The organism is Fundidesulfovibrio magnetotacticus (assembly GCF_013019105.1).
Classification (GTDB): domain Bacteria; phylum Desulfobacterota; class Desulfovibrionia; order Desulfovibrionales; family Desulfovibrionaceae; genus Fundidesulfovibrio; species Fundidesulfovibrio magnetotacticus.
Window position 1 is genome coordinate 259,816 of the sequence record NZ_BLTE01000002.1, and the last position, 12,698, is coordinate 272,513.

Annotated in this window: 11 protein-coding genes; 4 read left to right on the forward strand and 7 right to left on the reverse strand. The window is 64.5% G+C overall.

From position 1 onward, the window contains the following. The first annotated feature begins 44 nt into the window (after positions 1-44). Positions 45-719, forward strand: coding sequence for a response regulator (locus tag NNJEOMEG_RS04155; RefSeq protein ID WP_173081591.1), 675 nt, complete (start codon positions 45-47; stop codon positions 717-719). A 94-nt stretch (positions 720-813) separates the two neighbouring features. Here NNJEOMEG_RS04155 and NNJEOMEG_RS04160 read toward each other — a convergent pair whose 3' ends face one another. The 7 genes from NNJEOMEG_RS04160 to nifH form a co-directional block, all read right to left on the reverse strand. Then, entirely contained in the window at positions 814-2,496 is a 1,683-nt protein-coding gene (locus NNJEOMEG_RS04160) for a putative bifunctional diguanylate cyclase/phosphodiesterase (RefSeq protein ID WP_173081593.1), read from the reverse strand. 360 nt (positions 2,497-2,856) lie between these two features. Next, the gene (locus tag NNJEOMEG_RS04165) at positions 2,857-3,159 is read right to left on the reverse strand and encodes a (2Fe-2S) ferredoxin domain-containing protein (protein WP_217270478.1); all 303 of its coding nucleotides are present in this window, start codon (positions 3,157-3,159) and stop codon (positions 2,857-2,859) included. Between the two features lie 328 nt (positions 3,160-3,487). Then, positions 3,488-4,876, reverse strand: a complete 1,389-nt coding sequence (gene nifK / locus NNJEOMEG_RS04170; protein ID WP_173081595.1) for a nitrogenase molybdenum-iron protein subunit beta — start codon at positions 4,874-4,876, stop codon at positions 3,488-3,490. A gap of 12 nt (positions 4,877-4,888) precedes the next feature. Continuing rightward, the gene (gene nifD, locus NNJEOMEG_RS04175; RefSeq protein WP_173081597.1) at positions 4,889-6,541 is read right to left on the reverse strand and encodes a nitrogenase molybdenum-iron protein alpha chain; all 1,653 of its coding nucleotides are present in this window, start codon (positions 6,539-6,541) and stop codon (positions 4,889-4,891) included. A 27-nt stretch (positions 6,542-6,568) separates the two neighbouring features. After that, positions 6,569-6,943 (reverse strand): P-II family nitrogen regulator, encoded by a 375-nt coding sequence (locus NNJEOMEG_RS04180; protein WP_173081599.1) that lies wholly within the window; start codon positions 6,941-6,943, stop codon positions 6,569-6,571. After that, complete coding sequence (locus NNJEOMEG_RS04185; protein WP_173081601.1) at positions 6,940-7,302, reverse strand: P-II family nitrogen regulator; 363 nt, start codon at positions 7,300-7,302, stop codon at positions 6,940-6,942. Before NNJEOMEG_RS04185 ends, NNJEOMEG_RS04180 begins: the two co-directional genes overlap by 4 nt. A gap of 39 nt (positions 7,303-7,341) precedes the next feature. Then, positions 7,342-8,166: a nitrogenase iron protein gene (nifH, locus tag NNJEOMEG_RS04190; protein ID WP_173081603.1), complete on the reverse strand. Its 825-nt coding sequence runs from the start codon at positions 8,164-8,166 to the stop codon at positions 7,342-7,344. Between the two features lie 332 nt (positions 8,167-8,498). Here nifH and NNJEOMEG_RS04195 point away from each other — a divergent pair, with 332 nt between their 5' ends. From NNJEOMEG_RS04195 to NNJEOMEG_RS04205, 3 genes are read left to right on the forward strand one after another with little or no spacing between them, the layout of a single operon-like run. Continuing rightward, a complete protein-coding gene (locus NNJEOMEG_RS04195; RefSeq protein ID WP_173081605.1) occupies positions 8,499-9,299 on the forward strand; it encodes a sulfite exporter TauE/SafE family protein in 801 nt (266 codons plus the stop codon). A 37-nt stretch (positions 9,300-9,336) separates the two neighbouring features. Next, positions 9,337-11,067, forward strand: coding sequence for a putative bifunctional diguanylate cyclase/phosphodiesterase (locus NNJEOMEG_RS04200; protein ID WP_173081607.1), 1,731 nt, complete (start codon positions 9,337-9,339; stop codon positions 11,065-11,067). Next, positions 11,064-12,161, forward strand: coding sequence for a LeuA family protein (locus NNJEOMEG_RS04205; RefSeq protein ID WP_173081609.1), 1,098 nt, complete (start codon positions 11,064-11,066; stop codon positions 12,159-12,161). The genes NNJEOMEG_RS04200 and NNJEOMEG_RS04205 overlap by 4 nt, the downstream gene beginning before the upstream one ends. Positions 12,162-12,698 lie beyond the last annotated feature (537 nt).

Below are 12,698 nucleotides of genomic sequence, written 5' to 3' on the forward strand. Positions count from 1 at the left end.
TCACGGTGGACGCTGTGCCGTGCGGGCGGTCGCCGACCACTACCATGAACGACCTCGTGCTCATCGTCGACGACGAGCCCCATGTGCTCGACGCCCTTAAGACCGCCCTGCGCGGACGCTTCAGCGTGCACACGGCCCTGGGGCCGCAGGAGGGGCTGGACAGGGTGCGCTCGGGCGAGCCCTACGCCGTGGTGATCTCGGACCTCAAAATGCCCGGAATGGACGGCATCGCTTTCCTGGCCAGCGTCCGCGAGCTGTCGCCCGGCGCCACGCGCATCATGCTCACCGGCCACGGCGACATGGACGCGGCCATGAAGGCCGTGAACAGTGGCGGGGTGTTCCGCTTCTTCACCAAGCCCTGCCCGACGCCCGTGTTGGTCGAGGCCATCCGCGAGGGCATCGTCCGCCACCAGGAGCACGCCGCCATCCAGGCCCTGCGCCAGGAGCGCGACGCAGGCCAGGCCCCGGGCGGCAACGGCCAGGACGAACAGGCCTTCGAGGCGAGGCTCCTGGAAGCGGCGGGCGCGCAAAGCCTGGGCGCGAAAGAGCTGAAGATCGCGGCCATGATCCGCGACGGCCTCTCCACCAAGGAGATCGCCCTGCGCCTCCACCTGTCGTCGCGCACCGTGGAGACCTACCGCAACATGCTGCGCCGCAAGCTGGACCTGCTCAACAGGCCCGTGAACATGCAGCAATACCTCATCCGTCTCTCCCGCTGAGCGGCCTTGCGCCGCGCGGCAGACAGCACGACACCGCTTCCGACAATTCGGAACCGCCTGGAGGCCGTGATCTGCTCATCTCTGCAACACGCTATCACTGGACAACAAGTTTCAGAAGCTCCACAGTGTGCATCGGCCTCCCATACAAAAAGCCTTGCAATCGATGAAATCCAAGATTTGCCAGCAATTCAGCCTGACACTGGGTCTCAACACCTTCAGCGGTGATTGTAAGACCCAGCTCATCCGCCAAGCGCACGATGGCCTTCAGGACGCCTTGCGAACGCTTGTCTCCAGACACTGATTGTGTGAACGTTTTATCAATTTTAAGCTCATCCAAATGTATGTTTTTTATGTACGAAAGAGAGGAAAAACCCGATCCGAAATCATCGAGAACGACTCTTACCATGAGCTTTTTCACATCGCTAAGCAGTGAATTTACGAACTCCATGTCGTCTATCATGATGGATTCCGTAATTTCAAGCTTAAGCCTTTGCGGGTCAAGATTCGCACGCGACAATGCTCCGGAAATGTGGCTTTTGAAATCATCATTGAGCAATTGCACGGTCGAAATATTCACGGAAACGGTCCACTGCTCGGGCCACTGACTGGCATCCTTGCAGGCCTGGTCCAGTATCCACCTTCCCACGGTGGCGATGTGCTGCGTTTCTTCCGCCAACGGAATAAACTCACCCGGGGATACGCTCCCAAGATTCCTGCTGTTCCAGCGCAAGAGCGCCTCGGCCCCTTTGATCGCCCCGGTCAACACATCGACTTGCGGCTGATAAACAAGAGAAAACTCATTGTTAGCGAGGGCTCCGTCGAGCGCCGCGATGATTTCAACCCGCCGTTTCTCTGCCCTGGCAACTGACTCATCGTAGACGACAACTTCAGCGCAACGCGTTCGAACAGCGTATAGCAGCGCCAATTCCGCACACTGCATGATCTGCTCTGCATTGCCAGTTCGACCATCATCAACAACTGCACCGGCATGCACGCCGACCTTCACATTGACATCTTTGATAACGACATTCGCTTGCAACACTCCCAGTATGTCTGAAGACATTTTGTGCATCGCAACTGCATCCGCAAACAACATGGCGAACGTATCGTGCCTGAACAACGACAAAAGACACACGTCCTGCCCTAGAAGCGGTTCGATCCTCTTGCTGAGGGCCTGGAGAACAGCCACCGCAAAGCGCGACCCGAGCACCAGGGAGATGTGGCGCATGTTCTCAACCTTGACCAGCAAAACGCCGCATGGGCCAGTTTCAAGCGCTTGGCCGGACACATATCCGGCCAAGCGGTTACGCAGATTGCGTTCGTTGGCGAGCCCAGTCGCTTCGTCGTGAGTGGCCAGGAAAGCGGCACGCTCCTCGGCCGCCTGGGCCTCGGCACATTTTCTCTCCAGGCTCAACCTGCCGTCCAGTATCGCATCCTTCTGGGTGCCGACCACCTTCTTGTATTTGCCAATAATCGCCGTAACAAGAACCGTCGAGGCACATATCACAACGCCCGGAAGTACATTTTGGTCGCCTAGCATGAAGTACCGAGTAATCAGAAAGACAAACAGACAAGCGTTTGCCGCAAAGGAGACGACAAACCCCCAGAAAGAGCACAAAAGTGTGATCAACACAGATATGACGACCTGAAATTGAGCAACTACCCCCGTATAAGGACTTGCGGACGACAACCCCCCCTGCATGGCAACCGAGGCAACAAACAATGCCAAATATGCAGCAAGCCTCATCTTGCCGGACACTGCTGCCACTTTAATCACAAAACAATCCTTGTTGAAGCTGATTCACCGATCATGGAGCCATCGAAGCCCAACCAACGAATTAGTATCCGGCCGCCTCTGCATACGAGCAGACTAATCAGACTCTTAGTATATTGACTACCCCAAGCATGGCGATTTTGCAAATGTTACGTACACCACGCCACGTACCCCAACCAACACAAGCCGACTCAAGCAACTGGAACCGCTGCTGCGTGACGCCCCATCCGGGCCTCGGTTTCGGGCCTTGCTCGGGATGCACTCGCCCCCTCCAATCCTTCGTCTTCAAAACTGGCGACGGCCGCCCGACCCCCTGCAGGATCGGACGGCCGCCGCACCGGACACGAGGCAGGCAGGAACGCTTTAGAGCAGCAGGTCCTCGCAGGGCTGGCCGTTCTCCAGGGCGTCGAGGATCTCGTCCACCTTCTCCTCCGAGTCCACGTGGCCGTACCACCAGGCCTCGGGGTAGACGATCATCACCGGGCCGTCCTCGCACTGCTTCAGGCAGCCCGAGCCGGTGATCAGGACGTCCAGACCGCGATCCAGAATCTCCGTCTCCATGTACTGGAGCAGGCTGCCCCCCTGCTTGAAGCACACGCCCTTGGGCTCGCCCTTGGCGCGGAAGCTGTTGCAGACCAGTATGTGATGCTTCGGCTTGTTCACCATCGCTGAAACTCCTTCGTGGTTCATGTTGGGGCTCCGCCCCAAACCCCGGCAGGGCTCCGCCCTGCACCCGCCGGGGGGAATGATTCCCCCCGGACCCCCTCGGTTGCTTCGCGTCGTGCTGCGTCACGGTTGATGGTGATGCCCGCGAAGCTCCTTAAAAGTTTTTGAAGGAGAGTCCAGAGAGGACGATCCTTCAGGATCGAAGGATCGGACGCCGCCTTGGCGGCGCCCGAAGGGCGAGGGCCAGGATGGCCCTCGTCCAACTTTTTTCAAAAAGTTTCCTCTCTGGCCGCCGGAGGCTCTTCTCTCCTCTTCTTCTTTTCTGCTCCTAATACACCAACTCGAACTCGGCTTCGCTGGCGTCGCGGTCGCGCTTGGTCAGGATGGCGTCGAGCATCTTTTCCATGAGGCGCAGCGCCCCCTTGTAGCCCACGGAGGGGAACAGGGTGTGGCCCATGCGGTCCGTGATGGGGAACCCGTGGCGGATCAGCGGGATGTCCTCGTCGCGGGCGATGTACTTCAGGTAGGTGTTGCCGATGAGCAGGTCCACGGACTCCTGCTTGATCCACTGGTGCAGGATGAACATGTCGCCGGGGCACTTCACCTTGGTGATGTTTTCGGCGGGCGTTCCCTTGACGATCTCGCGGATGGCGCGCTCGAACTTGTTGCCGGGCGTTCCGGAGACCAGGTAGGCCGGGATCATGTCCAGTTCCACCAGGAGCTTGGTGAGGCCGATGAGCTGGTCGGGGTCGCCGGCCAGGGCCACGCGCTTGCCGTGGAAGTACTGGTGGTAGTCGCTGATGACGTCCACGACCTGGCCGCGCTCGAAGTCGATGGAGGCGGGCACGGGCTTGCCGCTCATCTTGGCCAGGGCCATGACGTAGGCGTCGGTGTCTTCCAGGCCGAAGGGCAGGCCGATGATCTCGCAGGGGACCTTGTGTTCGGCGTCCAGGTACTTGGCGGGCTGGGCGGTGGCCCAGCGGCCCAGGCCGATGGTGCCCACGGCGTCGCCGGAGGACTTGATGTCGGCCACGCTGGCCCCGCCGGCGGGGTACATTTCGTACTTGCCGGTGAGGGGTGCGTTGAGCACGCCGGAGGTGTCGGGGAAGACGTTGGCGTCCACGCCCATCATCTCGGCGATGCGTTTGATCTCGGCCATGTCCGAGGGCTCGCAGAAGCCGGGGATGATGTTGAGCTTGCCGTTCTTGGTCCCGGTGGACTCGGCCAGGTTCTTCACCATGCCGAAGACCATGTTGGAGTAGCCCGTGACGTGCGAACCCACGTAGGAGGGGGTGTTGCAGTAGATCACGTGCTTTCCGGAGGGCACCTTGCCTTCGGAGCGGGCCTTCTCGACGATCTGGGTCATGTCGTCGCCGATGGTCTCGGAGAGGCAGGTGGTGTGCACGGCGATGACGTCGGGCTCGTAGACCGAGAACATGTTCTGGATGGCCGTGAGCAGGTTGGCCTGGCCGCCGAACACGGAGGAGCCCTCAGTGAAGGAGCTGGTGCCCGCGGCGATGGGCTCCTTGGTGTGGCGCGTCAGGGCGGAGCGGTGGTAGGCGCAGCAACCCTGGGAGCCGTGGGAGTGCGGCAGGCAGCCGTGGATGCCCAGGGCGGCGTACATGGCCCCGACGGGCTGGCAGGTCTTGGCCGGGTTGATGGTCAGGGCCTGCCTGTCGACGGTAATGTCAGCGGTGGTGTGCCGTAAGAGTGCCATTGTCCTATCCTCCTAGCCGGCCACGAAGCAGGCGGTGAGTTCGGGTTCGGAGGCGCGCCAGGGGGCCTTCACCTTCGACCAGACCTTGGAATTCACCATCCTGTCGATATCTTTGTAGTAGTTGATCGCGCCTTTGAACCCGGCGTAGGGGCCGCCGTAGTCGTAGGAGTGCAGCTGCTTGAGGGGCACGCCCATCTTCTGCACGGAGTACTTTTCCTTGATGCCGGCGCAGAAGATGTCGGGCTTGTACATCTCGATGAGCTTGTCGGCCTCGTACTGGTTGAGGTCGTCGATGATCATGGCCTTCTTGGGCATGTCGGGGATGAGGCCTTCGTATTCCTTGAACTTCCAGCCGTCCTTTTCGCGGGCCTTCATTTCGGCCTCGGACATGCGGGGGTTGTAGTTCTCGGGATCGGCTTCCACCTCGAGTTCCTCGATGTTGCGCGAGTCGGCGTCCACCTTGATGGTGGGGATCACGTGGCGGCCTTCGTAGTCGTCGCGGTGGGCGAACTCGTAGCCGGCGGCCAGGGTGGTCATGCCCATTTCGCGGAAGAGCTCCTGGTAGTGGTGGGCGCGCGAGCCGCCCACGAAGAGCATGGCGGTCTTGCCGGTGGTGCGGGGCTTGATCTCGGCCAGGGCGGCCTCCACCTCGGGCATTTCCTCGGCGATCACTTCCTCGACGCGCTTGATGAGCTCCGGGTCGCCGAAGTGGGCGGCGATGCGGCGCAGGCTCTTGGCCGAGGCGTTGGCGCCGATGAAGTTCACCTTGATCCAGGGGATGCCGTACTTGGTCTCCATCATGTCCGCCACGTAGTTGATGGAGCGGTGGCACATGACGCAGTTCAGGTCCGAGAGCTGGCAGGAGGCGAAGTCGTTGTAGGTGGAGTTGCCGGAGAAGGTGGCGTTGAGGGTGATGCCGCACTTCTCCAGGATGCGTTCGATCTCGAAGGCGTCGCCGCCGATGTTGTATTCGCCGAGCATGTTGATCATGAACTTGCCCTTGCGAACGGGGGTGTCGGAGGTGCCGACCACTTCGGTGAAGATCTTGTTGTTGGCGATGTGGTGGCCCGCCGACTGGGACACGCCCTTGTAGCCTTCGCAGGAGAAGCCGAAGATGTTGATGCCCAGCAGGGCCTTCATCTCGCGGGCCACGGCGTGCACGTCGTCTCCGATCAGGCCCACGGGGCAGGTGGAGAAGATGGCGATGGCCTTGGGCTTGAAGAGGTCGTAGGCTTCCTGGATGGCCTTCTTGAGCTTCTTCTCGCCGCCGAAGATGATGTCCTCATCCTGCATGTCGGTGGAGAAGGCGTAGGGGATGTAGTTCTCCGCGCCGGGAGCGGAGGCGTCGGTCTGGTTGCGGCGGGTGAGCCAGGAGTAGAATCCGCAGCCGATGGGCCCGTGCGTGATGTTGATGATGTCGCGCGTGGGGCCCAGGATGACGCCCTTGCAGCCGGCGTAGGTGCAGCCGCGCATGGTGATGATGCCGGGAACCGTGCGCACGTTGGCCATGATCTCGCGATCCTCGGCGCCGTCGGTTTCCTTGATGTAGATCTGCTGGGAGCGCTTGCGGCCGACCTTCGGGGGGTACTTGGCGAGAAGCTCCTTCCTGGCCTCTTCCGGATCGATGTCCGGGATGGTCAAGGGGTCCTTCAGTGGGGCGTCCATAACGTATCCTCTTGGGCGCGAGGCCGGTTATTCGATGGCGCAGGCGCCGGTTTCGCCGGTGCGCACGCGAATGGAGTCGGAGAGGGGCAGCACGAAGATCTTGCCGTCCCCGGGCTTGCCGGTCTTGTTGGCGGCCGCGATGGCGTCCACCACGGCGGAGACCTTCTCGTCGGGCACCACCACCGTGACCATTCTCTTGGCGAAGAGCTTGCCCTTGGAGCCCAGGATCTCGGCGGCCTCCTGGTTTCCGGCGGCCGCGGCCGCGGCCACCTCCGCATTCACCAGGCCCTTGCCCCGGCCCCAGGCCTCGTGGGCGAAGAAGGCCGCGATGCCCGCATCGGTGAGCGCCTTCTTGGTCTGGTTCATCTTGTTCATGCGAACCACCGCGATGACTTCTTTCATGACCTGGCCTCCCCGATGCTCGAGACGTCGGTCTCCTTGACGCCGGAGGAGATGGTGACCATCTCGTCCACGGGGGAGACGAAGATCTTGCCGTCGCCGAAGTTGCCCTTGCCGCCGGTGCGTGCGGCGTCCACGATGGTCTTGACCACGTATTCCTTGTCCTTCTCGGAGACCACGGTCATGATCTGGACCTTGGGGATCTCGTCGTAGGTGACTTCGCCGATCTTGATGCCGCGCTGCTTGCCGCGGCCGGCCACGGCGAGCTTGGTGGCGGCCGGGAAGCCGGACTCCATGAGGGCGGCCATGACGTCGTCGGCCTTCTCGGGGCGGACGATGGAACGGATCATGATGAGGGACATGCTGGATTCTCCTGCCTTGATGGGTGTTTTCGTCCGGGCCTAGTTGGCGATGCCGTATTCCACGAGCAGGGCTTCCAGCTCTTCGATGGGCAGCGGCTTGGGGATGACGAACATCTGGTTGTCCTCGATCTTCTTGGCGAGCTTCAGGTACTCGTCGGCCTGGGGGTGCTCGGGGGAGTAGTCGATGACGGTCTTGCGGTTGAGCTCGGCGCGCTGCACCTGGTTTTCGCGGGGCAGGAAGTGGATCATCTGGGTGCCGAGGCGGTCGGCCAGGGCGGTGATGAGGTCTTCCTCGCGGTCCACCTTGCGGGAGTTGCAGATCAGGCCGCCCAGGCGCACGCCGCCGGCCTCGGCGAACTTCACGATGCCCTTGCAGATGTTGTTGGCGGCGTACATGGCCATCATTTCGCCGGAGACGACGATGTAGATCTCCTGGGCCTTGCCTTCGCGGATGGGCATGGCGAAGCCGCCGCAGACAACGTCGCCCAGGACGTCGTAGAAGACGTAGTCGAGGTTCTTGTCTTCCTTGTAGGCGCCCAGCTGTTCAAGCAGGTTGATGGAGGTGATGATGCCGCGGCCGGCGCAGCCGACGCCGGGCTCGGGACCGCCGGACTCGGTGCACATGGTGCCCTTGAAGCCGGGCTTCAGGATGTCTTCGAGTTCGACGTCCTCGCCTTCCTCGCGCAGGGTGTCGAGCACGGTCTTCTGCTGCAGTCCGCCCAGGAGCAGGCGGGTGGAGTCGGCCTTGGGGTCGCAACCCACGACCATGACTTTCTTGCCCAGGGTGGCCAGGCCCGCCACGGTGTTCTGCGTGGTGGTGGACTTTCCGATGCCGCCCTTGCCGTAGATGGCGATCTTTCTCATGACATGCCTCCAAAAGGGGATGGGTTTTGCGCGTTGGCATGAGGGCTAGGGCAAGCCCCGTGCCAACATGGGCAAAATTTGGCAAAATTGGCAAATCATGAGCATTGGCGCGGGCTGGCGGACACGCTTGATCAGCGCGTGAATTTCATGGATTACAGGCCATGTCGTAACTTGCGACAAAATTGTCTTCATTTTTGTCGCATTTGTTCGAACGCTTTTCCAGGGCGTGTCGACAACCGGGGCAAAAGGCGCTACGTCGCGGCCTTCGGCCCGCCCGAGGCAGGGCGGAGTTCCGGCGCGCATCGACGCGCCTTTGAGAAGGAGTCGCTTTCATGGAGATCGTCTACTACCTGCTCTACGCTGCGGCCGGCGCGGCCGCCGGCATCCTGGCCGGCCTTCTTGGCGTGGGCGGCGGCATCGTCATCGTGCCCATCCTCTCGGTGCTCTTCGCCTGGCAGGGCATCGCCCCCGAATACCTCATGCAGATGGCCCTGGGCACGTCGCTGGCCTCCATCATGTTCACCTCGGTCTCCAGCATGCGCGCGCACCACGCCCACGGCGCGGTGCGCTGGAACATCGTGAAGCTCATCACCCCGGGCATCGTGCTGGGCACGCTGGCCGGGTCCAAGCTGGCGGCCTGGCTCTCCTCGGGCTTCCTCAAGGGCTTTTTCGTGTTCTTCCTTTACTATGTCTCCCTGCAGATGTTTTTGAACTTCAAGCCCAAGCCCAGCCGCGAGATCCCGGGCATCGGCCCCATGACCGGCGTGGGCGGCTTCATCGGCGTGATCTCCGCCCTTGTGGGCATCGGCGGCGGCACGCTCACCGTGCCCTTCATGACCTTCTGCAACGTGCCCATGCACCAGGCCGTAGGCACCGGCGCGGCCATCGGCTTCCCCATCGCCGTGGCCGGGGCCGTGGGTTACATTTTCGGCGGCATGGGCAAGGTCGGCCTCCCCGAGGCCTCCCTGGGCTTCGTCTACCTCCCCGCCATGATCGGCCTGGTGGTGTGCAGCATGCTCACGGCCCCCACGGGCGCGCGCATCGCCCACAAGCTCCCCGTGGCCATGCTCAAGAAGGTCTTCGCGGGCTTCCTGGTGATCATGGCCACGCGCATGCTCTTCCAGATCCTCTAAAAAACGCGGACCCTGCGGACGCGGGATGGGCTTACGCATGGACACATCCTCCCCCGCACTCTCGCGCGACGAAACGCGCCGCCTGCTCGAGGCCCTGATGGACAACTCCCTCGAAGGAGTGACCGTCACGGGCCCCGACGGGCGCATCGAATGGGTGAACAAGGCCTTCACCGCCATCACCGGCTTCGCCCCGGAGGAGGTGCTGGGCCAGACGCCGCGCGTGCTCAAGAGCGACCGCCACGACGAGGCCTTCTACCGCGACATGTGGCAAAGCCTCGCCGAGAACGGCCGCTGGGAAGGCGAGATATGGAACCGCCGCAAATCCGGCGAGGCCTACCCCGAGTGGCTGCGCATCACCGCCCTGCCCGACGACTCGGGCAGGCTCGTGCGCTACCTGGCCGTGTTCCACGACCTCACCGACCTCAAGCGCCAGCGCGACATGCTCCTGCACGAGGCCTACCACGACGCCCTCACCGGCCTGCCCAACCGCCACCTCTTCCTGGACCGCCTGGGCCAGGCCCTGCGCCAGAGCCAGGGTCAGGGCCGCCACGTGGGCGTGGTCTGCCTGGACCTGGACCGCTTCAAGACCGTCAACGACAGCCTGGGCCACGTCACGGGGGACATCATCCTCTCCGAGGTGGCCCAGCGCCTGGCCCCGCTCATGCGCCAGGCCGACACCCTCTCGCGCTTCGGCGGCGACTCCTTCTACCTGCTCCTGGACGCCCTGCGCGACCCCGAGGACGCCGCCCACGTGGCCGGGCGCGCCCTGGCCTGCCTGAGCGACCCCATGACCGTGCGCGGCGAGGAAATCTACATCTCGGCCAGCGTGGGCATCACCATCTCCCCCGCCGACGGGCACGACCCATCCCAGCTGGTGCGCAACGCCGAACTGGCCATGTACCGCGCCAAGGATGCCGGAAGGAACAACTTCGCCTTCTTCACCGAGGACCTGGGCGAACGCGTCATGGGCGCGCTGCGCCTGGAGAACGACCTGCGCAAGGCCCTGGCCCGCAAGGACTTCGTGCTCCACTACCAGCCCCGCGTGGACATGCTCACGGGCCAGATCACGGGCATGGAGGCCCTGGTGCGCTGGAGCCAGCCCGACGGCGGGCTCGTTTCCCCGGCCGACTTCATCCCCCTGGCCGAGGAGACCGGGCTCATCCTCTCCCTGGGCGAGTGGGTGCTCGAAGAGGCCTGCCGCCAGACCGCCCTCTGGAGCGCGGAGGGCCTGGGCGCGCTCAAGGTGTCGGTGAACCTCTCCCCCAGGCAACTGGAGCAGCCGGGGCTCACCGGGCGCACGCTGGCCCTGCTGGAACGCACCGGCCTGCCCCCGGAGCAGCTGGAAGTGGAAGTGACCGAGAGCGTCTTCCTCAAAGATTTCGGCATGGTGAGCCAAGCTCTCTCCGCCCTCGCCGAGGCCGGGGTGGGCGTGGCCCTGGACGACTTCGGCACGGGCTACTCCTCCCTGGCCTACCTCAAGAAGCTGCCCATCAAGACCCTGAAGATCGACAAGTCCTTCGTGGACGGCCTGCCCCTGGACCGCGACGACGCGGCCATCGTCACCTCCATCGTGTCCATCGCCGCCAACCTGAACATGGACGTGGTGGCCGAGGGCGTGGAGAGCTCCGCGCAGCTGGAATTTCTGCGCCGCCTCAACTGTTGCAGCAGCTTCCAGGGCTACCTCTTCGCCAGGCCCCTGGCCGCCTCGGAGTTCGCCCTGCTCATGGCCCGGGGCGGCTACTACGACTTCAAGGACCATCTGAAATGAGACTCGTCGACTCCACCCTGCGCGAGGGCGAACAGAGCTTCGGGGTCTATTTCCCGGCGCGGGCCCGCCGGGACGTCCTCACGCGCCTTGCGCGCCTGGGCGTGGACGAGGTGGAGCTGCCAAGCCCCCTGCGCGACCCCTCCGTGCCCCCCCTGGCCGCCCATGCCCTGGCCCTGGAGGACGGCCCCGCCGTGAGCGTCTGGTGCGCCTGCCGCGCCGACGCCCTTGCCGCCGGGGCCGCCCTGGGCGCGCACTGGGTGCACCTGGGCATGCCCGCCTCCCGCTTCCACCTGGCCGGACGCCTGGACATGACCCTGGAGCAGGGCGAGGCCCACCTGGCCCGCCACGTGGAACTGGCCCTGCAGGCCGGGGCCAGGGCCGTTTCCGTGGGCCTGGAGGACGCCTCACGCGCCGCGCCCGAAGACCTGGAGCGCCTGGGCCGCGCGGCCCTGCGAGCCGGGGCCGGGCGCGTGCGCCTCTCCGACACCGTGGGCCTGTGGCAGCCCCTGGGCGTGGCACGGCTGGTGGAGCGGCTCAAGGCCGCGCTGGACGCGCCCCTGGGCGTGCACTGCCACAACGACTTCGGCATGGCCACGGCCAACGCCCTCTCGGGCCTGCTGGCCGGGGCCGACTTCGCCGACGCCTCGGTGCTGGGCCTGGGCGAGCGCGCGGGCCTGGCCCGGCTGGAGGAGCTGGCCGCCTACACGGCTCTGAACCTGGGCGCCCCCTACCGCGTGGAGGAGCTGGCTGGGCTGTGCCAAGCCGTGTCCGAGGCCTCGGGCGTGCCCATCGAGGCGCGCAAGCCCGTGGCCGGGGCCGGGCAGTTCGCCTGCGAGACCGGCCTGCACGTGCACGGCCTGGCGCGCGACCCCGCTCTCTTCGAGCCCTACGACCCCGCCCGTCTGGGCCTTTCCCGGCGGGTCGCCCTGGGCGGGAAAAGCGGACGCGCCGCCGTGGCCGCCAGGCTGCGCGAGCTGGGGCAGGACCCGGCCTCGCGCGACCTCGACGCCCTCACCGAGGCCGTGCGCGAGGCCTCGCGCCGCCTGGGCAGGCCCCTCACGGATGAGGAGGCCCGGGCCATCCTGGCGCCGTAGCCTCGTCCGATTTCCCGGACTGTCCGAAAAAACGCCCCTCCCATTGACCGGCCCCCCGGCGCTTGCTAGGCATTCACTGGGGTTCCTGCCAGAACCCGGCCTGCCTTGCCTGCTCCTCCCTCATCGGCTTCGCGGGGCGCGTTCGCCCGCGCGGAGGACGTGTCTGGAAAACCGTGTCGCGCTCCGGGACGGGATCGCATGCAACACTATGAAATCGTTGATTTTCCCAAAAACGTTCAATCTGGCGCGATTCTTGATGGCGTCCGGGGTCCGGCGCGGCGCGCCCCGCGCGCGTCCGGCCGAGAACCCCATCCACGGAACGCCATGATCCGAGAACCCCGGCCGCGCGGCCCCTGGCCCCGCGGCCCTGCCCCACTTGCCACGACCTCCCCGGACCGGAGCGCCCCCTGCTTCGGTCCGTTCGGTGACGTTTCTCGCGGCCTCCCTCGGGCCGCCTCCCAGGCTCCCTCGCCCAGACGGCGGCACCCTTCACTACCCGTCGCACCCCTCCTACACCCCCACACCCGAGGAGACTCG